Origin of the sequence: Litoreibacter roseus, assembly GCF_009811795.1 — a bacterium.
Classification (GTDB): domain Bacteria; phylum Pseudomonadota; class Alphaproteobacteria; order Rhodobacterales; family Rhodobacteraceae; genus Litoreibacter; species Litoreibacter roseus.
Genome location: NZ_BLJE01000002.1, coordinates 128,181 through 152,925 on the forward strand (window position 1 = coordinate 128,181; position 24,745 = coordinate 152,925).

At 57.8% G+C, this 24,745-nt stretch carries 27 protein-coding genes; 12 read left to right on the forward strand and 15 right to left on the reverse strand.

Annotation, left to right across the window (positions count from 1 at the left end; genetic code table 11):
* Positions 1–6 precede the first annotated feature (6 nt).
* From KIN_RS07615 to KIN_RS07640, 6 genes are all read right to left on the reverse strand, one after another.
* Positions 7–507, reverse strand: a complete 501-nt coding sequence (locus KIN_RS07615; protein WP_159805674.1) for a L,D-transpeptidase family protein — start codon at positions 505–507, stop codon at positions 7–9.
* 93 nt (positions 508–600) lie between these two features.
* Positions 601–1,473 (reverse strand): SDR family oxidoreductase, encoded by an 873-nt coding sequence (locus tag KIN_RS07620; protein ID WP_159805676.1) that lies wholly within the window; start codon positions 1,471–1,473, stop codon positions 601–603.
* On the reverse strand, positions 1,470–2,507 hold the full coding sequence (gene queG, locus KIN_RS07625; protein ID WP_159805678.1) for a tRNA epoxyqueuosine(34) reductase QueG: 1,038 nt from the start codon (positions 2,505–2,507) through the stop codon (positions 1,470–1,472). The genes KIN_RS07620 and queG overlap by 4 nt, the downstream gene beginning before the upstream one ends.
* Positions 2,504–3,169 carry an FtsZ-binding protein FzlA gene (gene fzlA, locus KIN_RS07630; protein WP_159805680.1) on the reverse strand — a complete coding sequence of 222 codons (666 nt, stop codon included), beginning with the start codon at positions 3,167–3,169 and terminating at the stop codon, positions 2,504–2,506. Before fzlA ends, queG begins: the two co-directional genes overlap by 4 nt.
* Positions 3,170–3,225: 56 nt before the next feature.
* On the reverse strand, positions 3,226–3,948 hold the full coding sequence (gene mtgA / locus KIN_RS07635) for a monofunctional biosynthetic peptidoglycan transglycosylase (protein WP_243144859.1): 723 nt from the start codon (positions 3,946–3,948) through the stop codon (positions 3,226–3,228).
* Positions 3,949–4,009: 61 nt separating this feature from the next.
* Complete coding sequence (locus tag KIN_RS07640) at positions 4,010–4,279, reverse strand: I78 family peptidase inhibitor (RefSeq protein WP_159805682.1); 270 nt, start codon at positions 4,277–4,279, stop codon at positions 4,010–4,012.
* A 113-nt stretch (positions 4,280–4,392) separates the two neighbouring features.
* On the opposite strand from KIN_RS07640, the gene KIN_RS07645 reads away from it, so the two are divergent.
* Together KIN_RS07645 and KIN_RS07650 are read left to right on the forward strand one after the other, a co-directional pair.
* Entirely contained in the window at positions 4,393–5,505 is a 1,113-nt protein-coding gene (locus tag KIN_RS07645; protein ID WP_159805684.1) for an S-(hydroxymethyl)glutathione dehydrogenase/class III alcohol dehydrogenase, read from the forward strand.
* The gene (locus tag KIN_RS07650) at positions 5,505–6,215 is read left to right on the forward strand and encodes an NYN domain-containing protein (protein WP_159805686.1); all 711 of its coding nucleotides are present in this window, start codon (positions 5,505–5,507) and stop codon (positions 6,213–6,215) included. Before KIN_RS07645 ends, KIN_RS07650 begins: the two co-directional genes overlap by 1 nt.
* Here the strand turns inward: KIN_RS07650 and KIN_RS07655 are convergent.
* The gene (locus tag KIN_RS07655) at positions 6,212–6,844 is read right to left on the reverse strand and encodes a TetR/AcrR family transcriptional regulator (protein WP_159807889.1); all 633 of its coding nucleotides are present in this window, start codon (positions 6,842–6,844) and stop codon (positions 6,212–6,214) included. The genes KIN_RS07650 and KIN_RS07655 overlap by 4 nt on opposite strands.
* Positions 6,845–6,991: 147 nt before the next feature.
* On the opposite strand from KIN_RS07655, the gene fghA reads away from it, so the two are divergent.
* Genes fghA through KIN_RS07670 form a run of 3 tightly spaced genes read left to right on the forward strand, consistent with a single transcriptional unit; the run spans position 6,992 to position 9,353 of the window.
* Positions 6,992–7,831 carry an S-formylglutathione hydrolase gene (gene fghA / locus KIN_RS07660; RefSeq protein ID WP_159805688.1) on the forward strand — a complete coding sequence of 280 codons (840 nt, stop codon included), beginning with the start codon at positions 6,992–6,994 and terminating at the stop codon, positions 7,829–7,831.
* Entirely contained in the window at positions 7,828–8,451 is a 624-nt protein-coding gene (locus KIN_RS07665; protein WP_159805690.1) for an HAD family hydrolase, read from the forward strand. Before fghA ends, KIN_RS07665 begins: the two co-directional genes overlap by 4 nt.
* On the forward strand, positions 8,448–9,353 hold the full coding sequence (locus tag KIN_RS07670; RefSeq protein ID WP_159805692.1) for an ornithine cyclodeaminase family protein: 906 nt from the start codon (positions 8,448–8,450) through the stop codon (positions 9,351–9,353). Before KIN_RS07665 ends, KIN_RS07670 begins: the two co-directional genes overlap by 4 nt.
* On the opposite strand, the gene KIN_RS07675 is transcribed toward KIN_RS07670, so the two are convergent.
* Positions 9,354–10,601 (reverse strand): MFS transporter, encoded by a 1,248-nt coding sequence (locus tag KIN_RS07675; RefSeq protein ID WP_159805694.1) that lies wholly within the window; start codon positions 10,599–10,601, stop codon positions 9,354–9,356.
* A gap of 82 nt (positions 10,602–10,683) precedes the next feature.
* On the opposite strand from KIN_RS07675, the gene zapE reads away from it, so the two are divergent.
* Positions 10,684–11,760: a cell division protein ZapE gene (gene zapE, locus KIN_RS07680; protein WP_159805696.1), complete on the forward strand. Its 1,077-nt coding sequence runs from the start codon at positions 10,684–10,686 to the stop codon at positions 11,758–11,760.
* A 5-nt stretch (positions 11,761–11,765) separates the two neighbouring features.
* Here the strand turns inward: zapE and KIN_RS07685 are convergent, their stop codons facing one another.
* The 3 genes from KIN_RS07685 to KIN_RS07695 are packed head-to-tail and all read right to left on the reverse strand — an operon-like array spanning position 11,766 to position 14,892.
* Positions 11,766–13,040 (reverse strand): bifunctional folylpolyglutamate synthase/dihydrofolate synthase, encoded by a 1,275-nt coding sequence (locus KIN_RS07685; protein ID WP_243144861.1) that lies wholly within the window; start codon positions 13,038–13,040, stop codon positions 11,766–11,768.
* Positions 13,037–13,957 (reverse strand): acetyl-CoA carboxylase, carboxyltransferase subunit beta, encoded by a 921-nt coding sequence (gene accD, locus KIN_RS07690; RefSeq protein WP_159805698.1) that lies wholly within the window; start codon positions 13,955–13,957, stop codon positions 13,037–13,039. The genes KIN_RS07685 and accD overlap by 4 nt, the downstream gene beginning before the upstream one ends.
* Before the next feature lie 53 nt (positions 13,958–14,010).
* Positions 14,011–14,892, reverse strand: a complete 882-nt coding sequence (locus KIN_RS07695; protein WP_159805700.1) for a CPBP family intramembrane glutamic endopeptidase — start codon at positions 14,890–14,892, stop codon at positions 14,011–14,013.
* Positions 14,893–15,013: 121 nt separating this feature from the next.
* Between KIN_RS07695 and ilvD the strand changes: the two genes are divergently transcribed.
* From ilvD to KIN_RS07725, 6 genes are all read left to right on the forward strand, one after another.
* Positions 15,014–16,747 carry a dihydroxy-acid dehydratase gene (gene ilvD, locus KIN_RS07700; protein ID WP_159805702.1) on the forward strand — a complete coding sequence of 578 codons (1,734 nt, stop codon included), beginning with the start codon at positions 15,014–15,016 and terminating at the stop codon, positions 16,745–16,747.
* Positions 16,748–16,752: 5 nt separating this feature from the next.
* Positions 16,753–17,373, forward strand: a complete 621-nt coding sequence (locus KIN_RS07705; RefSeq protein WP_159805704.1) for a hypothetical protein — start codon at positions 16,753–16,755, stop codon at positions 17,371–17,373.
* A gap of 45 nt (positions 17,374–17,418) precedes the next feature.
* The gene (locus tag KIN_RS07710; RefSeq protein ID WP_159805705.1) at positions 17,419–18,192 is read left to right on the forward strand and encodes a DUF6478 family protein; all 774 of its coding nucleotides are present in this window, start codon (positions 17,419–17,421) and stop codon (positions 18,190–18,192) included.
* 8 nt (positions 18,193–18,200) lie between these two features.
* Positions 18,201–18,560 carry a hypothetical protein gene (locus KIN_RS07715; protein ID WP_243144862.1) on the forward strand — a complete coding sequence of 120 codons (360 nt, stop codon included), beginning with the start codon at positions 18,201–18,203 and terminating at the stop codon, positions 18,558–18,560.
* A gap of 76 nt (positions 18,561–18,636) precedes the next feature.
* Positions 18,637–20,661, forward strand: a complete 2,025-nt coding sequence (locus KIN_RS07720; protein WP_159805709.1) for an NADPH-dependent 2,4-dienoyl-CoA reductase — start codon at positions 18,637–18,639, stop codon at positions 20,659–20,661.
* 197 nt (positions 20,662–20,858) lie between these two features.
* Complete coding sequence (locus tag KIN_RS07725) at positions 20,859–21,764, forward strand: LysR family transcriptional regulator (protein WP_159805711.1); 906 nt, start codon at positions 20,859–20,861, stop codon at positions 21,762–21,764.
* 48 nt (positions 21,765–21,812) lie between these two features.
* Here the strand turns inward: KIN_RS07725 and KIN_RS07730 are convergent, their stop codons facing one another.
* Genes KIN_RS07730 through KIN_RS07745 form a run of 4 tightly spaced genes read right to left on the reverse strand, consistent with a single transcriptional unit; the run spans position 21,813 to position 24,726 of the window.
* Positions 21,813–22,751: an OmpA family protein gene (locus KIN_RS07730; RefSeq protein WP_159805713.1), complete on the reverse strand. Its 939-nt coding sequence runs from the start codon at positions 22,749–22,751 to the stop codon at positions 21,813–21,815.
* Positions 22,748–23,317, reverse strand: coding sequence for a peroxidase-related enzyme (locus tag KIN_RS07735; RefSeq protein ID WP_159805715.1), 570 nt, complete (start codon positions 23,315–23,317; stop codon positions 22,748–22,750). The genes KIN_RS07730 and KIN_RS07735 overlap by 4 nt, the downstream gene beginning before the upstream one ends.
* A gap of 12 nt (positions 23,318–23,329) precedes the next feature.
* Positions 23,330–23,998, reverse strand: coding sequence for a GNAT family N-acetyltransferase (locus KIN_RS07740; protein WP_159805717.1), 669 nt, complete (start codon positions 23,996–23,998; stop codon positions 23,330–23,332).
* Positions 23,995–24,726, reverse strand: a complete 732-nt coding sequence (locus tag KIN_RS07745) for a competence/damage-inducible protein A (RefSeq protein ID WP_159805719.1) — start codon at positions 24,724–24,726, stop codon at positions 23,995–23,997. Before KIN_RS07745 ends, KIN_RS07740 begins: the two co-directional genes overlap by 4 nt.
* Between the last annotated feature and the right edge of the window lie 19 nt (positions 24,727–24,745).

Below are 24,745 nucleotides of genomic sequence, written 5' to 3' on the forward strand. Positions count from 1 at the left end.
CTAATTTTACGGGTAAATGTCGACGACCGTTCCATCTTTTACCATGGCATAGATCTGCCGCATCTCGTCGTTGGTGACTGCGATACATCCGGCTGTCCAATCGGGCCCTCGCTTGCCAAAGCGATTGGCCTGTCCATGGATAAAGATGTCGCCACCTGGCTCTTTGCCAGCCGCGCGTGCGAAAGCGATATCTTCTGCATTGGGATAGGAAATTCCCAAAGACAGGTAGAAGGAGCTTTCCGGATTGCGGCGATCAATTTCATAGCGCCCTTCAGGGGTACGCCCATCGCCTTCGAATTGTTTGTGACCACGAGGACCAAACCCAAGGTCAATCCGGTGCCCCTTGATGATCTCGTCACCGCTATAAAGCAGCATCACGCGGGCCTCTTTGTAGACAGCAACACGAGTCACTTCGGGACCATCATAGGTGATGAACTTTGGGTCGCCGCATCCGACTAGAAAGAAAATACTGCACAAAAAAAGCAGCCGCGTGAGAAAACCCGTCATTTCAAAATACTGTCCGTAGCCCGTTTTATACGGTGACTAGCGAAAATCAGCCGATCTGGGAATCGTGTTTATGTGCCACAGGGCAAGAAAAACTCAGGGTGAGGCGTCTTGGCCCATGCGCAGCAGCAGATCTGAGAGACCTGATTTGTAATCAGGATAGGCGAGGGTGATCCCAAGCTCTTCCTTTATGCGATCATTTCGAACGCGCTTGGATTCGGCATAGAAGCTGCGGGCCATAGGGCTCATCTCAGCGTTTTCGAAGGCTTCGGCGGGTGGGACAGGCATCCCCAGGAGCTCGGCCGCATACGCGATGACATCCTGAGGCGGTGCCGCCAGATCGTCACAAACGTTGTAGATCGCGCCTGGATTTGGATGCCTGATTGAGCCGCTCAGGACGCGCGCAATATCCTCCACATGGATACGGCTGAACACCTGATTTTCTTTGATGATCCGCCGCGCCGTGCCACTTCGGACTTTTGAGAACGGTCCACGACCCGGACCGTAAATGCCCGCAAGCCTGAATATGTGTAGTGTAAAGCCGAAGCGTTCAGCCAAATCGGTCCATTGCTGTTCGGCCAGAACGCGATGCTTGCCCCGGGTCGTTGTTGGCTCGAGCGGCGTGGTCTCATCAACCCAACCCCCGTTATGATCCCCGTAAACGCCAGTGGTGGACAGATAGCCGATCCACTCAAACTCCATCCTTACAAGCTGATCGCCGAGCATCCCGATCATCGGGTCCCCATCCGCATCAGGCCCCGCAGAGATCAAAAGATGCGAAGCTGACCGCAGATCTTCCATGATATCGTCGTCGGGCAACAGATGTGGAACGACGCCGTCCGCCTTGAATTGCTGTGCCTTTTCCGCCTGGCGGGTCGTCCCAAACACGGTCCAGCCATCCGGGATTAGCTTAGCGGAAAGCGCTTGGGCGGAGTAGCCGTGCCCAAAGCTGAAAAGGGTTCGGCTCATGAGCGGCGCTCCAATTCTCCGACCGCCCAACGCGCTGCGTCAGATACCGCGATATCAGGATCATCCGTCAGGTTCTGTGCGGTAGACTTCAGGTTCTCCTGGCCTGAGTTCCCGACGGCGTAAAGCACGTTCCTTACAAACCGGTCCCGCCCAATGCGTTTGATCGGCGATCCGCTGAATTTCTCCCGGAAGCCGGCATCGTCCAGCGCCGCCAGATCTGCCAATTTCGGTGTCTTCAGGTCGTCGCGGGCGGCATAGCGGATGTCTTTCGTCTGAGATGCAAACTTGTTCCAAGGACAGATGGCCAGACAATCATCGCACCCGTAGATCCGGTTTCCCAACTTGGCGCGAAGGGGTTCATCTACCGGGCCCTTATGCTCGATGGTCAGATAAGAAATGCACAACCGTGCATCCAATTGAAACGGGGCTGGGAACGCATCGGTCGGGCAAATATCGAGGCACGCGCGGCAGGATCCGCAGCGTTCGGCCGCAGGCGTGTCGGGCTCAAGCGCTGTGGTCGTGAAAATAGCCCCGAGGAAAAACCAGTTCCCAAGGTCGCGAGACAAAAGGTTGGTGTGCTTCCCCTGCCATCCCAACCCGGCGGCCGCGGCCAGCGGTTTTTCCATCACCGGCGCCGTATCGACAAAGACCTTGATCTGCTGGTCCGGCACCTGTTCCAGAAGCCAGCGACCGACCCGCTTGAGCCGCTTCTTAACGATGTCATGGTAATCTTTGTTTTGGGCATAGACTGAGATGTTGCCCTCGTCCCGGTGCTGTAGCCGTTCCAATGGATGATGGTTCGGCGTGTAGGGCTCGGCCAGCATGATAACGGATTTCGCGTCAGACCACAGGGCCTCTGGATCTCCACGCCATGCCATGCGGTCGGCCATCCACGCCATCTGACCATGGCGCCCCTTTGCTACGAATGTCGCCAACCGCCCGGCTGCATCGGGAATGGCACCGGGCTTGCAAATTCCAACTTGGGCGAACCCCTCCGCGCGGGCCTGTGTGATAAGCCGCGCCTTGAGGGTCAAAAATCAAGATCCGCGTAGTGGGATGGCTGCGGGAAGCCCGGCACCTGATCTGCAAGAATAGACCGAAACGCGGGACGGGATTTTATCTTGGCGTACCAGTCTTTGACATTTGCGTTGCGGTTCCAATCCACGTCCCGGATGTAGTCAAGGCAGGACAAGTGCGCGGCAGCGGTGAAGTCGGCCAATGTCATGACATCGCCAGCCAGCCAGCGCCGCTGATCCAGAAGCCACCCCATGTAATCAATGTGATACTTAATCTTCTGCGCGCCCAGTTTGACATTCCGACTTTCCGGATAGCCCTGACCCATGATCTTCTTGTTCACCCGCTCGTAGAGCAGTTTCGACGTCACCTCTTGATGGAACTTGTCGTCGAACCAAAACACAAGTCTGCGCACCTCGGCACGGTCTTCCGGCTTGCGCGGCAGCAGGGCAGGGTCCGGGATAACTTCTTCCAGATACTCGCAGATGGCCTGACTTTCATTCAACGTCTGGCTGTCGATCTTCAGGATCGGCACCTTACCTGCGGGATTGCGGCGCATAAATTCGGCGGATTGTTCCCAGTACCGTTCCTCGACCAGCTCAACCTCGATCTTCTTCTCGGCAAGAACCAATCGGACCTTGCGGCAAAAGGGGGAAAGGGGTGCGTGGTAAAGTCGGTTCATGAAGATATCCTACGCTGAGGCGGTACGCTCCGTCTTCGCAAGCCCGTGCGCCTTTTTCAACTGTTGAAACACCGGTTACGCCCGTCTCTGCGGATGGTAGCGGCCCCGGACGCGATGCTGCGCGCCCGGCGTTCCACAAAAGTCGAGGGCGTTTTGGCCGACCGGGACTTGGGCGCGGGAAGGATCGCCGCCAGCCGCGCGGCCTGAAGCGGGGTCAGATCAGCGGCATCAACGCCGAAGTACCAGCGTGCCGCCTCGTGAACGCCGAAGACACCTTCGTCAAACTCGGCCACGTTCATGTAAAGCTCAAGAATACGCTTCTTCGGCCACACCATTTCCGCCATTGGCGTGATTGCCGCCTCCAACGCTTTGCGAGACCAAGCCCGACCGTGCCACAAGATCACGTTCTTTACCGTTTGCTGGGAAATCGTCGAAGCCCCCCGACCGGTACCATCCTCCAGCGCGTCGCGAATGGCGGCCATATCGAACCCCCAGTGATTGCAGAAATTCGCATCCTCCGCGGCCACGATGGCATGGGGCATATGTGACGAGATGCTATCGAAGTCCCGCCACGTCCGGCGCACATCCCCCAAACGCAGACCCTCCGATATGATGAAAGGCGTCGTGGGCGGCGGCATGAATCGGTAAAGACACAAGACAAATGCCAGCAGCGCCACGCTCGCAAGCAGCCCCCTGAAGGTCCAGCGCAGGACAAAGCGCGGCAAGGCACCGATCCACCAGATCGGGGATTTTGCTTTTTGCTTTTTTCTTTTTTTCACTGCGCGTGCCACGGCGCTCTCTTAAACCAAGCGCTGTGGCTGCGCCAAGCACCCAATTGGCCTATCGACAGGTTACGCTGCTGATCCGCCCCGCCTCGTCGATGTCGATGGTCAGACGGTCCGGGCTGAACTCTAGGGTTATGATATCGCCGGGCCGCAAAACCCGACTCGGCGCCGGCAAATCAATCTCAGCCAGGGCTGCCTCCGGTCGGCCCAGAAGATACTGCAAATCCGCCGCGCCGCAGGTGGGCACGCCGTTATAATCATCGGGGTCAGAGAATTGCGGACTACAGGCGGTTAGGAGAAGACAGAACAGGATTGTATGACGCATGGCGACTTTCCTTGGCAAAACTTGAACGGGCAACGTGAGCGTGACAGTTCCGATTGAATTGGCTGACGAATTACCACAGGGTCGAGGACAACAACACCAGAAGGATACCGACCATGCGCACCAGAGCAGCCGTTGCAACCGCCGCAGGAAAACCGCTTGAGGTGATGGAGGTCAATCTTGAAGGCCCACGCGAAGGCGAGGTTCTGGTAGAGATCAAAGCGACCGGCATTTGCCACACGGACGAATTCACCCTGTCCGGCGCAGATCCGGAAGGTCTGTTTCCCACCATTCTGGGCCATGAGGGGGCTGGCGTGGTGGTCGACACAGGGCCGGGTGTGACATCGGTGAAGAAGGGTGACCACGTCATCCCGCTGTACACCCCCGAGTGTCGGGAATGCGAATACTGCCTGAACCCGAAGACCAACCTATGCCAGTCCATCCGCTCGACCCAAGGGCAGGGTCTGATGCCCGACGGCACCTCTCGCTTTTCGACGCTCGATGGAGATCCGATCCTACATTACATGGGCTGTTCGACCTTCGCCAACCACACGGTCCTGCCCGAAATAGCGCTGGCAAAAGTGCGCGAAGACGCGCCGTTTGAGAAGATCTGCTACATCGGCTGCGGTGTCACAACAGGCGTGGGCGCGGTGATCAACACCGCCAAGGTGGAACCCGGATCAAACTGTGTTGTCTTCGGTCTGGGCGGGATCGGGCTGAACGTGCTACAGGGACTTCGCTTGGCGGGCGCTGACATGATCGTTGGGGTCGATCTCAACCCCGCGCGCAAGGAAATGGGCGAACGTTTCGGCATGACCCATTTCGTAAATCCCAAAGAGGTCGAGGGCGATCTGGTTCCCTATCTCGTGGATCTGACCAAAGGCGGCGCGGACTACTCGTTCGAGTGCATCGGCAATGTCACCACCATGCGTCAAGCGCTAGAATGCGCCCATAAAGGCTGGGGCGAAAGCGTCATAATCGGCGTGGCCCCGGCGGGCGCCGAGATTTCAACGCGCCCCTTCCAGCTGGTCACGGGCCGCAGTTGGCGCGGCTCTGCCTTTGGCGGCGCACGTGGGCGGACCGACGTCCCCAAGATCGTAGACTGGTATATGGACGGGAAGATCGAGATTGACCCCATGATCACACACACAATGGGGCTTGATGACATCAACAAAGGCTTCGATCTGATGCATGAGGGCAAATCCATCCGCTCGGTTGTGCTGTACTGATGGCCCCGCGCACCCGTCCACTCTATGCAGTTCTGATTGATGCCGACAACATCCCCGCAGACCACGCCCGCGCGGTCCTTAAAGAGGTAACGAGCTTTGGCGAACCCGCACTGCGCCGCGTCTATGGCGACTGGTCGAGCGGCCGGTTGAAGAAATGGGCAGATCAAATTTTGGACCTTGGCCTTCTGGCCCATCAGGAAACGGCGAACACCAAGGGCAAGAACGCATCCGATATAGGTCTGGTGATCGACGCCATGGATATTCTCCACACACGCCGGTTTGACGGGTTCGTTCTGGTGTCGTCGGACAGCGATTTCACACGACTGGCCAGCCGGATCCGGGAAGAGGGTGTTGATGTCATCGGGATCGGGGAAAGAAAAGCACCCGAGTCCCTGCGTAACGTCTGCAACCGGTTCGTCTTCATCGAAAACCTGATCGACGAAGCTCCTGCAAATCAGAAAGATGCGAAAGCCCCGCCAAAAGAGGCGCCCGAGAAAGCATTGCCCTTGATCCTAAAGGCAATGGACAAGGCCGATGACGGGGATGACTGGATCTCGCTCGGAAAGCTGGGTCAGACGATCAACGCGGATAACCCGGATTTCGATACCCGTAGCTACGGCGAAAAGAAGCTCAGCGATCTTGTCATGAAGCTGAAGCGACTGGAAAGCCGCAAAGAAGGCAGTCAGTGGATGGTGCGGCGCGCGGACTAGGAAGTTGCTGCAGGCGCGCCATAGCGTGCAAGAAACATATCCACAGCCCCGTCTATGACCCGATCCAATTCCTCTTGGTCGGGCTCTTCTAGGACATTGAACACCATCTTGATGAAGACATCCGCTTTCATCAGTTCCTGAAACTGACTGGCCGCGAGCTGCACGTCGGGAATTTCCAACTCGCCGCGGGCGCAGGCGTGGTCGAAATACATGATCAGCCGATCCTCCAGAAGCTTGGGACCCGAAACGTAGAACTCCCGACCCAATTCGGGGAACCGATCTGACTCGGCCACGCAGATCCGGAAAATTCTATGCGCGAATTCTGAGGTCAGGAAGCTCATCATGCTCTGCGCAACGCCCGTCAGCATCTGTCGAACGGGCACGTCCTCCGTCTCGACCTGTAGGGCGCGATCTGCCTGAAGGGCGCATTCCTGCTTGGTCACTTCTATGAAGAGCACACGTTTGTCGGGGAAGTAACTGTAGAGCGTGGCCTTCGAGACACCCGCCTCTCTCGCGATCAAATCGACACTGGCGCCTTCGAAGCCCTCGGCCAGAAAAACCGAACGGGCGCCGCTCACCACTTGGTCATATTTGCGACCGCGCTTGATTTGGGGGGCACTACAATCCAAATCCACTCCCTCCCGCCATATAGAACATCAACTTAAACCCAACGGTTTAGTTTCATCAACAAAAGACTGAAATGCCTTCCGCGGGGGCACTTGTCCTTCGATGCGGCCTCCTTTAGCGGTTTCTCAAAGGGTTTATGGAGCGTTCAGATGCAAACCGTCTCGGAAAATAACTGTTTTGGAGGCGTTCAAGGTGTCTACAACCATACCTCGACCGCATGCGCCTGCGATATGACTTTCGGCCTGTTTATGCCGGTTGAAGCCAAAGATGGTCCGGTCCCGGTTCTCTGGTTTCTATCCGGCCTGACCTGCACACATGAGAACGCCATGACAAAAGCCGGTGCGCAGCTTTGGGCCGCGGAACATGGCATCGCTTTGGTTTTCCCAGACACATCGCCCCGCGGCGATGACGTGGCAAATGACGAGGCCTATGATCTGGGCCAAAGTGCCGGGTTCTATATCGACGCCACGCAATCCCCCTGGGCCACCCATTTTCAGATGCAAAGCTATGTGCTCCACGAACTTTCCGAGCTGCTCTTCGAGAATTTTCCGCTAGACGAACAACGTCAATCGATCTGCGGGCATTCGATGGGTGGCCATGGCGCGCTCACCCTCGCAATGAAAACACCTGGACGCTTTGCAAGCATGTCAGCCTTTTCACCGATCTGTAATCCGGTGCAAAGCGACTGGGGCCGCAAGCAATTCACGGCCTATCTTGGGGCTGACGAAAGCGAATGGGTCAAGCACGACGCGACACATTTGATGGCAGGAAGCGGTTTTAACGGTCCGGTCCTGGTCGATACGGGCACCCAAGATCAGTTTTACGATCTCCTCAAACCCGAAGGCCTTGCCACCGCGATGGTCGCCCGCAAACAGAACGGCACCTTTCGGCTGCAACCGGGCTACGATCACTCCTATTTCTTCATCTCCACGTTCATGGAAGATCACGTCGCATTTCACGCAGACGCGCTGTATGGGGTGACCGCATGAGCATCGAGGCCGTTATTTTCGACATTGGAAACGTGCTGATCGAATGGCAGCCGGAACGGCACTATGACAGCGTGATCGGTCAGGACAGACGCCGTGCCATGTTTGCAGAAGTTGATCTGCACGAGATGAACAATCGGGTCGACCTGGGCCATCCCTTTAAGGAGACCATCTATCAGACGGCAGAAGCCTATCCTGCGTGGCGCGACGAAATCAGGCTGTGGCATGATGAGTGGATTAAAATGGCGTCCCCCGCGATTGATCATTCGGTACACCTGCTCAGAACGTTGCGCGCCAAGGCCATCCCGGTCTTTGCACTGACCAATTTTGGTGTGGAAAGCTTTGCCTATGCCGAGACACAGTATCCGTTTCTGGCGGAGTTCGACCGCCGCTATGTCTCGGGTCATATGGAAGTCGTGAAGCCGGATGTCACGATCTACGAAAGGGTGGAACAGGATTGCGGCGTTGCCCCCGCCAATCTTCTGTTTGCAGACGACCGATCCGACAACATTGCCGTTGCGAATGAACGCGGCTGGCAAACCCATCTGTTTGAACATCCGAAAGGTTGGGCGGACAGACTGGTGCGCGAAGGGCTGCTGAGCGAAGCGGAGGCCCGTCCATGACCGTTCCCGTCATCGGATTTGATGAAGGTGAAGCGCTGCTGACATGGGAGGGTCTGACCAAAGCCCTGGCCATAGGTCACGACCGACCAAAGGCCGAGATAGATGATATTCTTCTGAGGCGGGGTGGCGATACGCTGCTGACCCGTGCAGCTTGGATCGATGGCTTGGGGCAGGCCGTCAAAACCGCGACGATCTTTCCGGACAACACTGATGTGCCAACGATCAATGGCGCAGTCAGTCTATTTTCCGACAGCACGGGTCAGTTGGAGGCGATGATCGATTTCCATTTGGTCACCAAGTGGAAAACGGCGGGTGACAGTCTTTTGGCCGCGATCCGTCTTGCGCGGGCCGATAGCCGAAATATCCTGATCGTCGGCGCGGGAACGGTCGCAACCTCGATGATCTCGGCCTACAACACCGCGTTTCCCGGCGCGGTCTTTACGATCTGGGGCAGAAACGCCGAGAGGGGTGCGGCGTTTGCCGATGCACTTGGCGCACAATTTGACCCAGATCTGGAACATGCCGTTGGCGCAGCAGACATCATCTGTACCGCCACGATGAGTACAGATCCCCTGATCGATGGTCATTGGCTACGACCGGGACAACACCTTGATCTGATCGGCGCCTACCGTCCCGATATGCGAGAGGTCGATGATACCGCCTTAGCACGCGCCACCGTTTACGTGGACAGCTTCGCCACAACGCTGGACCATATCGGTGAACTCAAAATACCGCTTGAGGGCGGGGCCATCAGCAGGGCGGACATACGCGCAGATTTCTATGACCTCGCACAGTTCCGCCGCACATCGGACGATGAGATCACAATCTGCAAAAACGGGGGCGGGGCGCATCTGGACCTGATGACGTCGCGCTACATTCTCGAGGCGTGGAACAACCGATAATCAGGCCGCAGTGGCGGCGGCGCTCCACGGTTTTTCCCGGACGGGCAGGTGAACGATGGCGCTGAATGCGCCCACACCAACGCCGACCCACCAGACCAACGTGTAGTTGCCGACAATGTCGTAAAGGTGCCCACCCAGCCAGACGCCAAGAAACGAGCCCAGCTGGTGAGAGAAGAAAACGATCCCGTAAAGCGTGCCCATATAACGCAAGCCGTAGATATGCGCGACCAAACCGCTGGTCAGCGGGACCGTCGCCAACCACAGCGATCCCATAGCGAGGCTGAACAGGATCACGGTGGTGGGTGTCATCGGCAGCAGAATGAAAAAGGCCGCGACGATGGTTCGGCCAGTATAAATGGCGGCAAGCAGATACTTCTTCGTGTAGCGCTTGCCCAGATACCCGGCCAAGATCGTGCCACCGATATTGGCCAATCCAATCAACGCGATGGAAAAAGCCCCAAGCGCCGACGTCGTGGTGATCCCGAGATTTGACAACACGCCGCCAGCGGCGATGGGGCCACAGGCCTCCGTTACAAATGCAGGGAAGTGCGCCGTGATGAATGCCAGTTGGTAGCCGCAGGAAAAGAAGCCAAGGAATATCATCGTATAGGACGGGTCCTTGAACGCGCGAACTAGAACCGTACCAAGGCTTTCTTCCAGCTCAGCCTTTGTTGCGGTCACGGGCGCCCGCATCATCGGTAGCGCCATCAAAGAGGCCAACATGACCCCTGCAAAGATGATGAAAACGGTTGGCCAGTCGAAGTAACTCAGCAAGAACTCCGCCGCAGGTGCACCAAACACCTGACCAGCAGACCCTGCAGCTGTCGCAATCCCAAGCGCCATCGACCGGTTTTCATCCGATGCGGCACGCCCGACCATCGCAAGAATGACGCCGAAGCCCGTACCTGCGATACCGAACCCAACGAGAATTTCCAGAAACTGATGTGCGCCCGGCGTCACCGCAAAGGATGACAGAATCAAACCCGCCGCATACATCAAAGCGCCCAGAACGATGGCTTTACGGTCACCCAGTTTCTCAGCGATCGCCCCAAAGAACGGTTGTCCGATCCCCCATGCAAGGTTCTGGATCGCAATCGCCAGACTGAACTCCGCGCGTGGCCAGCCGAACTGTTCACTGATCGGGATCTGAAAAACCCCGAAACTCGCCCGAATGGCAAAGCCCAGCATCATGATGATACAGCCGCCGATGAGTACGGGCGTAAAGAGCGAGGTTCGTGATTGGGTCATTCGGGAACCGTCTGGGAAAAAACGGACCCGGTCAATTCAGGAATATTGTGATTTCACATCAGCTTTTCTAATGCTTCGAGCGATGACATTGAGCGAGATATACGAGCAGATGGTCGCGGACGGCCAACTGACGGCGGACGTCGCCCAGCGTGAGGCATTGCCTCTGCTCGAAGATGTGCGTGCGCAACTGGCGGAGGCACCGAAGAAAAGCGGCTTTCTGGGACGATTTGGTGCGAAGCCTGAACCGGTGAAAGGCCTCTATCTTTGGGGCGGGGTCGGGCGTGGAAAATCAATGCTGATGGATCTGTTTTTCGACCATGCGGACATAACCGCCAAACGCCGCGTTCATTTCCACGCCTTCATGCAGGAGGTTCACAACGCGCTTCACGAGGCGCGCAAGACCGGCACCGATGATGCCATTCAACCAGTGGCAAAAGACATCGCAAGCGATCTCAGACTTCTGTGTTTCGACGAAATGCAGATTACCGACATCACCGATGCAATGATCGTGGGCAGACTTTTCGAACAATTGTTCAAGGCCGGTGTTGCGGTTGTCACGACGTCCAACCGGGTCCCAGAGGACCTTTATAAGGACGGGTTGAACCGGGATCTGTTCCTCCCGTTCATCTCGCTTTTGGAAGACCATCTGGTGGTCCACGAACTCGCAAGCCATGTGGATTATCGCCAGGACCGGCTGGCTGGAGAACAGGTGTATTTCACTCCGGCAAATGCTGAGGCGCGGGGTAAGATCGACGCACTTTGGGACAGTCTGACCGGCGGGACATCGCAACCGCTGCATCTGAACGTAAAAGGCCGGGTGGTCGAAATTCCAGCCTTCCACAATGGGGCCGCGCGCGCGACGTTCTTTGATCTGTGCGGCAAACCCCTTGGTCCCGCCGACTACCTCGCGCTTGCCGCGGCAGTTAAGGTATTGGTTCTTGAGAACATTCCCGCGCTGTCTCGGTCCAACTTCAATCCCGCCAAACGGTTCGTCACCCTGATCGACGCGCTGTATGAGGCGCGGGTGCGCCTGATCTGTTCGGCCGCCGATGTGCCCGAGCGTTTGTATCTCGAGGGCGAAGGCGCGTTCGAGTTTGAGCGCACAGCGTCCCGGCTCAGGGAAATGCAGGCGGATGGATGGGGCGAGGCGCTCGACTGATCCGGTTATCCGTTCTGCCGCAACACATGACCTGCCAGATAGAGCGATCCGCAGATCAGAATACGCGCGCCTGGATCCACTTTCGTGATCGTTTCAACTGCGGACAAAATATCGGGGGAAGCCTCTGACGCGACGCCGGACTGCCGCGCGGCCTCGGCCGTTTCCGATGCGTCAAGCGTTGCAGTCTCACCTGGGATCGAAACCGCAAATAGCTCCGTCACATGGTCCGCCAAAGGGGCCATGTACCCCCGGACATCCTTTGTCTTCAACATTCCGCAAATCAGGTAGGTCGGTTTGGGCGGTAGACCCTGCAGCACCTGCGCCAACGCAACCCCGGCAGCGGCGTTATGTCCCCCGTCCAGCCAAAGCTCTGCGTTACCGGCCGCATCGACCAGCGGGCCGCGCGTCAGCCGTTGCATCCGGGCTTTCCACTTGGCCTTCGTCACCGCAGCTTCGCACGCGTCTTCGCCCAGACCCAATTGGCGCAACACGGCCAGTGCGGCCCCAGCGTTCTGAACCTGATGCGCGCCGAGCAATTTCGGCATCGGCAAGTCCAGCAGGCCCGTTTCGTCCTGAAAGACGAGGCGACCATGCTCAGTTCCCACATGCCAGTGCTGGCCATAGACCTGTAACGGTGCAGACACCTTTGCCGCTCTGGCCTCGATCACGTCCAATGCATCTTCGTTCTGCGGGCCAACGATGCAAGGGCGCTGGCGCTTCAGAATACCTGCCTTTTCGCCTGCGATCTCGGGAAGCGTTTCACCAAGGAATTGCTGGTGGTCGATGGAAACGGGGGTGATAACCGTAACCTCGGGCACATCGACCACGTTTGTTGCATCAAGCCTGCCGCCAAGCCCGACCTCAAGCAGACAGTAATCGGCAGGAACGCGTGAGAATGCCAACAGTGCGGCAACCGTCGTGATCTCGAAATAGGTGATTGGGTTGCCTGCGTTGGCATCGTAGCAGTCCTCTAGAACGGTGGTCAGATCAGATTCTGAAATCAGCTGTCCCGCGCAATAGATACGTTCGTGAAACCGGGCCAGATGGGGCGATGTATAGGCGTGAACTATGTGTCCGGATCCTTCCAGACCCGCCCGGATCATCGCTAGTGTGGAGCCCTTTCCATTTGTCCCGGCGATATGAATGACCGGTGGCAATTTACGCTCAGGATGGTCCAATGCAGCCAACAGCCGCCAGACCCGATCCAATGTCAGGTCTATGATTTTGGGATGCAGCGCCATCATCCGTTCGAGAATGGCGTCGCTGGCGGGCTCGGTCACGAGGTCTCGGCGGGTTCAGGCTGTTCCGGTTCAACCTCCGGTGCGGGCAAGTCGCCCTTGATCGCCGGCGGCATGTTCATCATCATCCGGATGACGGTGACCAGTTCTTCCTTCATATCCTTGCGGTGGGTCACCCGGTCCAGCATGCCATGGTCCAAAAGGTATTCGGCGCGCTGGAAGCCCTCGGGCAGTTTTTCCCGGATCGTCTGTTCGATCACACGGGGGCCGGCAAAACAGATCAGGGCGTTTGGCTCGGCGATGTGCAAATCCCCCAGCATGGCGTAGGATGCCGTGACACCGCCGGTGGTCGGGTGGGTCAGTACCACAATGTAGGGCAGGCCCGCCTCTTTCAGCATTTCTACGGCGACAGTCGTGCGCGGCATCTGCATCAGGCTCAAAATGCCTTCCTGCATCCGCGCGCCACCTGCTGCGGAAAACAACACAAGCGGTCGCCTCATCTGAACAGCACGCTCTGCTGCGGCGATTATCGCGTTGCCCACATACATGCCCATAGATCCGGCCATGAAGCTAAAATCCTGACACGCTGCCACGACGGGCGTCCGCATCATCTCACCTTCGGCCACAAGCATCGCTTCTTTTTCACCCGTCGTGCGGCGGGCTTCCCTCATGCGATCGGGATAGCGTTTCTGATCACGAAAATGCAGCGGGTCGGCAATCGGTTCGGGCACCTGAACTTCGCTGAAGACACCGCCGTCAAACAGGGCGCCGAAGCGTTCCCGCGGGCTCATCGCCATATGGTGATCGCAGTTCGAGCACACGTTAAAATTGTCGCTCAGTTCCCGGTGAAACAGCATGGTCCCACATTCGGGACATTTGGTCCAAAGGTTCTCAGGCACCTCGCGGCGCGAAAAGATCGAATTGATCCGCGGCCGGACATAGTTGGAAATCCAGTTCATGTGTGCCTCTTACCCGTTTGCTCTCAGATAATCCCCGGCCAGAAGATTTGCAATCAACGCAATATCCGCCGGGCCGCCAGCCAGATGATAATAAGAAGTCCAATGTCAATGAAGACCAGCGGATGCACGATATGGGCATCGGCCATCGTGAAGTCGGCCTCTCTTAGCGCAAGACCCGACAACTCGCCCGGGATCGCAACGATGAAAAGCGCGATGAAATTATTCGCCAGATGCAGCCCCATCGCGGCGCCAAGGTTACCTGTGATCCTCGTAAGATCCGCCGCGATCAGGCCGAAAACTGTTGTCGCCAAGACGATCAGAAGCGCAGTGCTTTGTCCCAGTTCCGGATTGAAATGCGCCGACCCAAACAGCAAGGACGGAATGAGCAGCCAGATAATGGAGGACCGGAAGCGGGCCGCCAGTTGCTGCTGCAGATATCCCCGAAAAACAAGCTCTTCTGCTGTGATCTGCACAAACAGGAGCGGGATCGCCCACGCCATCGAAATCAACCAAGGCGTGAAATCGCGGGCCGGCGTCGTGCTCGTTGGTATAATGAACCCCACGATGAAACCGCCAAGCAGCAGAACGAACAGGGTCAGGCCGATCATCAGGAAAAAGGGGCGCGACATCCCACGTCCCAAAAGCGAGAAGGGCGAGCGCCAATGCCACGCGACCGCCGCAAATGCGCCGAACGCCATGGCAAAGAACGTCAGCAACAGCGTGGCCATGGCGAATGGGCTGTCAGGCTCGACCAGTTGAAAGAAGATCATCATCGGATCTTCCAATCCGACAGCGGCACCGACGCCGTAGACGATCACGAAAGCGAAGACGATGTACACAACCAGCGCACTGATCACCCCCAAAATGATGCGCCAGATTTGCGGGTAACGCTGCGCGGGCGCAATGAAGCTCTCGAAGGCGGGGGTGCGGATCATGGGGCTGCTCTTTGGTTTATGGTTGGTTTTCAGGCTAAAGACGGGCGCGGGAAGGTGCAATCTCGCTTGTGCCGCACCCGGCACGGCAGTATGCCAATGGGCAGTTTTCAGGGAGGCCCGCATGCTCAAGAAACCCACCGACAAAACAAATCTGCCCAGCCGCCATGTGACCGAGGGTCCGTCCCGCGCGCCCCATCGGTCCTACTTCTACGCAATGGGCCTGGGCGATGAGGATATCCATCAGCCTTTTGTCGGTGTTGCGACATGCTGGAATGAGGCCGCACCGTGTAACATCGCGCTGAACCGTCAGGCACAGGCTGTGAAGCTGGGCGTCAAGCAGGGCAACGGGACACCACGTGAATTTACCACGATCACCGTGACCGACGGGATCGCCATGGGGCACGAAGGCATGCGGTCATCCCTCGCGTCGCGCGAGGCCATCGCCGACACGGTTGAATTGACCATGCGCGGCCACTGTTATGACGCCATTGTGGGTCTTGCGGGCTGTGACAAGTCCTTGCCGGGCATGATGATGGCAATGGTGCGCCTGAACACGCCTTCGGTTTTCATCTATGGGGGGTCAATCCTGCCCGGCCGGTTGAATGGCAAGGATGTCACGGTTCAAGATGTGTTCGAAGCGGTCGGCGAACACCAAGCCGGAAATCTCAGCGACGAAGCGCTGCGCACTCTGGAACGCGTGGCCTGCCCATCTGCCGGTGCCTGTGGCGGTCAGTTCACGGCCAACACCATGGCCTGCGTGTCCGAGGCAATCGGTCTGGCGCTGCCCAATTCGTCCGGTGCACCCGCCCCCTATGAGAGCCGTGATCATTACGCCATCGCGTCGGGCGAAGCGGTGATGCGCCTGCTTGAAAAAAATATCCGTGCCCGCGACGTGGTGACCCGGAAGTCGCTTGAGAACGCGGCGCGTGTTGTGGCCTGTACCGGCGGATCAACCAACGCTGGCTTGCACCTGCCCGCCATCGCCCATGAAGCTGGCATCGACTTCGGCCTTGAAGACGTCTGCGATATTTTCCGCGACACGCCCTATTTCGTCGATCTCAAGCCCGGCGGCCAGTTTGTCGCCAAGGATCTCTACGAGGTAGGTGGTGTGCCTGTAGTGATGAAAGAGCTGCGCAAGGCGGGTCTGATCCACGAAGATTGCATGACCGCAACGGGCCACACCATCGGCGAAGAAATCGACAAGGTCACATTGGAGGCCGACGGAAAGGTAATCTACCCCGTCGATGCGCCGATCAGCAAAACCGGTGGCGTTGTCGGCCTCAAAGGCAATCTGGCACCGGACGGTGCTATTGTGAAAGTCGCCGGTATGGCTACACAACATCAGGTTTTCACTGGTCCCGCGCGTGTGTTCGAGTGCGAGGAAGACGCGTTCGAGGCTGTGCAAAACCGCGCCTACGAAGAAGGCGAAGTGATCGTGATCCGTAACGAAGGACCCGCAGGTGGTCCCGGCATGCGCGAAATGCTGGCGACGACTGCGGCGCTGTCCGGTCAAGGCATGGGCAAAAAGGTCGCTCTGATCACAGACGGCCGCTTTTCCGGCGCGACGCGCGGGTTTTGCGTCGGTCACGTCGGCCCGGAAGCGGCCCATGGCGGCCCAATCGCACTGGTTAAAAACGGCGATGTCATCACGCTGGATGCGGTGAAAGGCGAAATCTCCATCGATCTGTCCGACGAAGAACTTGCGACCCGAAAAGAAGCTTGGTCTGGCCCGCGCGAGACGATCTATGCCTCTGGCGCGCTCTGGAAATACGCCCAACTTGTCGGCGCAACCAAGCACGGCGCAGTGACCCATCCGGGCGCCACAAAAGAGCGCCACATCTATATGGACCTCTGAGACCGATGAAAACTGCCCCCCTAATCCTGTCAGTGCTTGGACTTTCGGCCTGCTCCGTCTTACCGGGGGGCGAGGCGAAAAACCAAATCACTGTGACGGATGACAGAGTGCAGCTGGTGGGTGGTGAGGGGTTCTGCATCGACCCACGCACGACACAGGCCGGACGCGGGCAGGCGTTTGTCGTCTTCGGGAACTGCGCCGCTATCTCCGGCAGTCAGGACGCCCCGCAACCTGACGTGGCCGCTATTGTGACGGCCACCGTCGCCAGCGCTGACGCAAGGCCGATGCTGATTGAAAGCGCCGCCGACGACATCGCGGCCTATTTCGAAACCGAAGATGGTCAGCGCGCGCTCAGCCGGGTCAATGATCCGGCGACGGTCGATGTTCTGGACAGTTTTGTCAGCGACGGGGTGGTCTTTGTCCGCGCCCAAGATCAAAGCCCCCTTGGCATCCAAGGTGCAACTGACATGTTCTGGCGCGGTTATCTTGACGTGAACAATTCCATTGTAGCCTTCTCCCTCATCGGGTTCGATCAGACCCCTTTGGAGCGGGAAGAAGGTTTTGAAGCACTTGAAGATTTCATCACGCGGACCCGCGGCCTCGCCGCAGCAACCCCGGCAAGATAAATGACATCTTTGCCGATCAGGGTTCAGACGCTAGCCTGACATCTTATGATGGATCGCCTTCAGGATATGTTGTTTCGCCGCCTACACCGTCGCAACCTGCGTCTTTGGGAACAGGCCGCCGACGTGGCAGAAACAGTGGATCTGCCAAGACTACGCCAGATGCGTACGGATGTTCGGCAAGTGCGCCGCAGGCTCGACCGGATCAACCATATCGCAAGTGCTCGCCTCGCCATTCCGCACATATCGGGGGAACGCATTCCGAAACCCGCCCAAGCCGATTGGGCGCACAGACCCGAGGTTTGGCGTGGCCCCATTGCCCCGTCAGGAATAGCAAGTGCACAGAACAAGGCCAGCGTCGGATCGCAAATCAAACTGCACCACGATTGTACCGCCTCAGAGATCGTTCTGCGGCAAGTGCAAAACACCCGCGCCGAGGATCTGGCGCCGTTTGGTCTTCATATGGATGTGTTCGGCTTCACCGGCACGTTTCTGAGTTTTGCCATTGATCTGCCAAAGGATGTCACAACAGATCTGACACGAGATCACATAATGCGCATTGAAATCAGTCTGGAGGGGGATGTGGACCGTCCTGTCTTCGCGCGGCTGAATATCAAGAATGGCCCCAATATCGAGAAGCTGTCGCAACAAATCCCTCAAGGATCAGGACAGCATGCAGTCGATTACGATCTCGGTCCCACCCGGCTCCATGAAAAACGGATTGAGCATGTGTGGCTCGATCTGATATTTGACCAACCCGCCATGAGCGCTGTTACGATCCGTGATCTGACCGCCAGCCGCAGACCGCGGGCCACATTTTGACCGAGGCTATGCATCTGACACGCACCCGCATTCATGCAGGCGTATACGAGGGTGTTTTGCAGGGGACCGGTCCCGACGCACCCGAAATCACCGCCATGTATGGGGGTGGCGATCTGGCTGACGTCACGCTCAGCTCAAATGACGACAATACATGGTCCGTTCGCATAAACTTGCCTGCCGACCTGATGAGCGAAGGGGTCCAAACAATCGTCATCAGCGATAAAGACACCGACCAGACGCTTGACAGTTTTACCATCGCGATGGGCGAACCCGTCGCCGGAGATTTGACAGCAGAGATTGCGCTGTTGCGGGCAGAGCTCGATATCGTGAAGCGCGCATTTCAACGCCATTGTCGCGAGACCACCTGACGGCGTTACGCTGGGTTTTGCGTGACGTGGTCGACCGCTTGCGTAGAGTAAAACGGACCACAAGGAGGCATCTTTTATGACCCAATACCCCCATCTTCTGGCCCCACTTGATCTGGGCTTCACGACGCTGAAGAATCGCGTGCTGATGGGGTCGATGCACACCGGTCTTGAGGAAACGAAAGACTGGAACCGGGTCGCGGAATTTTACGCCGAACGCGCGCGGGGCGATGTTGCCCTGATGGTCACAGGTGGCATGTCCCCGAACGCTGAGGGCGGTGTGTTCCCCGGAGCTGCCGGATTGTTTTCGGATGAGGACATCACCAACCACAAAATCGTGACAGATCGCGTTCACGATGCGGGCGGCAAGATCGCGATGCAAATCCTGCACGCGGGCCGCTATGCCTACTCACCCAACTGCGTCGCCCCATCGCCGATCAAATCCCCGATCTCGCCCTTTCCACCAAAAGAGTTGGATGAAGACGGCATCGAAAAGCAGATCGCCGATATCGCAACAGCCGCTGAACGCGCCAAAAAGGCGGGCTATGACGGGGTCGAAGTGATGGGATCCGAGGGCTACTTCCTCAACCAGTTCCTTGTGACCCACACCAACAAGCGCACGGATCAATGGGGCGGCTCCTACGAAAACCGGATGCGGCTGCCAATTGAAGTGGTGCGCCGCGTGCGGGAAGCCGTCGGTCAGGACTTCATCGTAATCTACCGCCTCAGCATGATCGATCTAATCCCGGAGGGATCCACATGGGACGAGGTCGTGATGCTCGCCAAACGCATCGAAGAGGCGGGTGCCACCATCATCAACACGGGCATCGGTTGGCACGAGGCACGGATCCCGACCATCGCAACCTCGGTCCCTCGCCGGGCCTTCACATGGGTTACCAAAAAACTGATGGGTGAGGTTTCGATCCCGGTGATCACCTCAAACCGCATCAACATGCCTGACGTAGCCGAGACCGTTTTGGCGGACGGCTGCGCCGATATGGTCTCTATGGCTCGTCCGTTTCTGGCGGACCCTGATTTCGTGGCAAAGGCGAAAGCAGGGCAGGCGGATCAGATCGCCCCCTGTATCGCGTGCAACCAGGCCTGCTTGGATCACACTTTCGGAGGCAAGATCAGCTCCTGCCTCGTGAACCCAAGGGCCTGCCACGAAACAGAACTGCCCGTCACAAAGGCCGATAACCCGAAAACCATCGCGGTTGTCGGCGCGGGTCCGGCAGGCCTTTCTGCAGCGCTGACCGCAGCGTCGCGCGGCCATTCCGTCACGCTATTCGACAAGGCCGCCGAGATCGGAGGCCAGTTGAATATGGCCAAGCAAGTCCCCGGGAAAGAGGAATTCTTCGGCCTTGTGGATTGGTATCGCACGATGGTCGCCGCATCGGACATTACGGTGAAACTCGACACGGTGGTCACGAAAGATGATCTGACCGGATTCGATGAGGTGATCCTTGGAACCGGTGTACTGCCACGTGATCCCGAGATTCCCGGGCAAGATGGCGAAAACGTCCTTTCCTATATCGACGTTCTCCGGGGAAAAGTCCCGGTTGGTCAGCGCGTCGCGATCATCGGCGCAGGCGGGATTGGATTCGACGTTGCGGAATTTCTCGTCACCGACGACAGCCCAACAGAAGATCTGGACGCTTGGCTCGAAGAATGGGGCGTAGCAGACCCCGAAGCCGAACGCGGTGGTCTCAGATCGGAAGGTCCGCAACCAGACGCGCCCGCACGGCAGGTCTATCTGCTTCAACGCAAGGCCGAAAAGCTTGGAAAACGGCTTGGCAAGACGACCGGATGGATCCATCGCGCGGGCCTCAACATGCGAGGCGTCAAGATGATCGGTGGTGTGAACTACGAGCGGATTGATGCAAACGGGCTGCATGTCAGCAAGGGCGAAGGGCGAGAAAACCCTCAATGTATTGAAGTGGATACGATCGTTCTGTGTGCAGGACAAGTGTCCGAGCGCAGCCTTGCCGATGCGCTGGAGAGCTCAGGCGTAGCCTGCCATGTGATCGGCGGCGCAGATGTCGCGGCGGAACTCGACGCCAAGCGCGCTATCGATCAGGGAACACGGTTGGCGATGTCCCTCTGATTGATCGAAAGAAAGTGATCGAATCTCTTTCCGTCGTTCATCTGGTGTTAATATAAGCTGGCGAAATCATGCCGAATGTTTCGCGCGCGAGAACGGTATTGGGGATAATCCTCGAATCGTCCCGCCAATTTCGCATTCCTGCCCCATTTGTCGAGAATACCCGAACCCAACAATAAAGAGTTGAACTGGGGTTCCGAATGGATCGTCTAACCGAGATGGAAGCGTTTGCCACTGTTGTGGATCAAGGCGGTTTCACTGATGCTGCCCGCAAGATGGGGATCTCGAAGTCCGCTGTGTCCAAACATGTGTCCTCGCTTGAAACACGTCTTGGCGCACGACTGCTGAACAGAACAACCCGTCGGGTCAGCCCGACAGAGATCGGGTTGGCCTACTATGATCGCGCGCGCCGCGTGCTGAACGATGCAGGCGAGGCGGATGCCTTGGTCTCCTCCATGCAATCCGCGCCGTCCGGTCTGCTGCGCATTTCTGTCGCGACGGATTTCGGCGTCAATCACATGTCGCCGATCCTGGGGAATTTCCTCGTCGATTATCCGGACATCACCGTGAACATGGTGTTGAACAACCGTTACGTCGAATTGATCAGTGAGGGGTTCGACCTCGCGATCCGCATTGGCGAGATGGAAGACAGCAGTTTGCGCGCCCGCAAGCTGACGGAAACCACGAAACGTCTCATTGCCTCGCCGAAATACTTCGAACAATTCGGGCGCCCGGGCAAAATTGACGATCTTAACGAACACAAGCTGCTGCATTACTCGAACCAGTCCGCAGGCAATGTCTGGAAGCTGACCGCCCCGTCCGGTGAAAAGCGTCAGATCCGCACCCAAGGCTGGTTGACCGTGAATGACGGGCAATCGCTGCTAAACGCATGCGTGTCCGGTCTTGGCATCGCCTACCTGCCCAGCTTTCTCTATGCGGAAGCGCTGGAACAGGGTCTGGTCGAAGACGCGATGCCGGAACTGCCGCTCGAAAAACAAGGCATATTCGCCGTTTACCCCCCGGGCCGTTACACTCAGCCGAAGGTACGGACGTTCATCGATTTCCTCGTAGAAGCATTCAAGGAAAAGGGACCTGAATGCTGGTAGACCGCGAGACCTGAGTTTTCCCCCCGGTGCGACCAAGGCGGTCGCACCTTACTGGGTCGAGGTTAATATAGCCTCGACCCTTCTATTTTTTGCGCGGCCCTCATCCGTCAGATTGGTCGCGCGGGGTGCCAAATATCCGACGCCATTCGCGCGGATCTGATTTTCGGATACGCCGTGGTCGCTGATCAAACGATCCACCACAGATTGCGCGCGGCGCCGGGACAATTCGATGTTGGGCTGCAGCAGTCCAACCGCGTCGGTATGGCCCACAAAAGCAATCGTGCGCTCAGCCGCGTCGTTCAAATAACCCGCGATGGTATCCAGCGATGCGAACGGCCCGGTACCAAGGTTCGACGAGCCGGTTTCAAATTCCAGATCCTCAAGGACGACGGCACCGCTCTGTTCAAGCACATCAATCAGCGTCTCTGTATTCAGCGAAGGCCTCTCGACCGTCGATGCGGGCGGACTGGCCTCTGACACAACCGGCGGCGTATCGGCAGCACCGACGCGGATCATTTGCACAAAGGCAAACTCGTTGCTGCGGCTTACAAACAGACTGACATATTCCGGGATCGCCTCCCCAAGACGCTGCGCGGACAAAAACCGGAAATCGCCAAGATCGATATGCATCAGCGGCTCTGGTAGAACGGCGGTCGAAAACCGAAAATCAAAGCCACCGCAGGTCTGCGTCTCGCACTCGAACAGCAATTCAAACCCGGTGCTTTCCAACTGCTGCCTGAGATCGTCCATCACATCGAGGGTCGCGGTACCCGGCGCATTCAAACGCCACGTCGCTTCGGTCATCTGACCTTCGGCCACGACCGTCGGGATCGAGCCGTCCGAGTATGGACCGACGGGCAGAGGGTAGTTCGTGAAATCTTCCGTGTTGGAATGCAGTTGGGTCGTGGACGCCGGGAACGTCAACGTCATCTGTGCAAAGGCCGACCCACAGGAGAACAGAAGAAAAAGGAGGGCTGCGCGCGTCATCGATGAGCGGCGTGATAGTCGTCATTGGGCTGCATATTGATGGCGGATGCCATACGGTTGGTCATATTGAAAAAACTCGCGACCGCCGCGATGTCCCAGATGTCGCGATCCGAAAATCCGACATCCCGCAGAGTCTGGCGGTCACTCTCCTCGATCTTATAGCTGGTCTCTGTCATCAAAACCGCGAAATCCAGCATGGCCCGCTGGCGTTCATCCAGGTCGGCTATGCGGTAGTTCAGGACCAAAGCTTCGCCCAATTTCGGATCGCCAGAAAGCTGACGAACGGCCGACCCATGGGCCACAAGGCAGTAAAAACACCTGTTCACCGAGGATACCGCGACCGCGATCATCTCACGCTCCAGCTTGGAGAGTGCGCTGTCACCCAGCATCAGGTCATTATACATCCCCGTAAACGCATTCAGTTTTTCAACATCAAAGGCGTAGGCCGTAAGCACGTTTGGCACCATCCCCAGCTTCTCGACACAGATATCGAAATACTTCTGCGTGGCCTCCGGCATCGGATCGGCGGGCGGAAGATCAAGTGCGGTGACATTGAGGTTGTGCATGGGATCAGCCTTTCACGGTCTTTGACGATAGTGATAGCGGCCCACGACCCCCATTCCCATAGATTTATAAAGGCGCGTTGCCGGTTCATTTGCCGACGTCACCGCCAGCGAAACCTGCGTTGCGCCATGCTCCGCCGCCCAATTGTGCGCCGCCTGCATCATATACCGCGCCAGCCCTTGCCTGCGATGGGCCGCTAGCACCTCGATTGCGTGCAACATGACGCAGTTTTTGTGGATTGCAGCAAACAGCGCCCCCGCCGCACGATCATTGATCCGGCCCAGAATTGCAGTTTTCGGTCCTTCGACACGCTCCATCACACCGACCCGCGCCGGGCCAATTCCGCCCACCTCCCAGATATCCAGAAGAATGCGGAGGGGCGGCCAGACCGAGAAAGCAGTGACCGGTGGGATAGGGTTGGACGCCACCGAGCCCTCAAAAATCAGCGTTGGATCCACGGTCTCAAACCCAGTTTCCGCCAGAACAGAGTCTAATTTATCTTGCCCCTCTCGTACCATGACCAGATCATGAGGCAAGGCGGGTGGGACACCAGCGCTGTCCCATGTTGCCGCAGACACCCGCTTTCCACCGCCACCACCATCACGAACCAGCCAGCCGTCGACCGCTTTCACGGATACTGATGGCCACGTCGCCTCAAGGACAGCGAATGGGTCGGTGGTCATGACGTCACAGCGTCGAGCCGGGCGACAAGATCAGAGCCGACCGCCTCCAGCTCCGCAGCATCAGTGCCGCGAATAACGATATTGGACCCGAACCGTCCATCCTTCTGAAACGGGTAAGAGCCTATGCTGAGATGTGGGTGTTCCTGCGCGACAAGGCCAAGTGGACCAGCGATGTCCCCTTCGCCCCGATCAATCCGCAGCGTCTTGGACAAAAGTGGAGCCCCCCCGGTCAGCGTTGGCAAGACCGAGGCCACCATTGCTTGAAAAACCGACGGCACGCCCGCCATCACATAGACATTATTCAATCGAAAGCCGGGGGCCACGGACACAGGGTTGTCAATCAGAACGGCATCGTCGGGAATACGTGCCATCCGCAGCCGGGCCTCGTTCAACTCCGACCCTGTTCTTGCGTAATGTGCGCTCAAAAGGTCCCGCGCGTCCGCGCGGATATCGACGTTCTTCCCAAAGGCCGCCCCAATGGCATCGGCCGTGATATCGTCATGGGTCGGCCCGATCCCGCCCGATGTGAACACATGATCGTAGGTGTCGCTCATCTCTCTGACCGCCGCCACGATCCGCTCATGCACATCCGATACGACGCGTACCTCCTCCAGCGATATCCCCGCCTCGGTCAATTGGCCCGCAAGATAGTGCATGTTCGCGTCACGCGTCCGTCCGGATAGGATCTCATCGCCGATCACGACCATGGCTGCGGTGGGGTTGGACATCGGACGGCTCCTTGCGTGG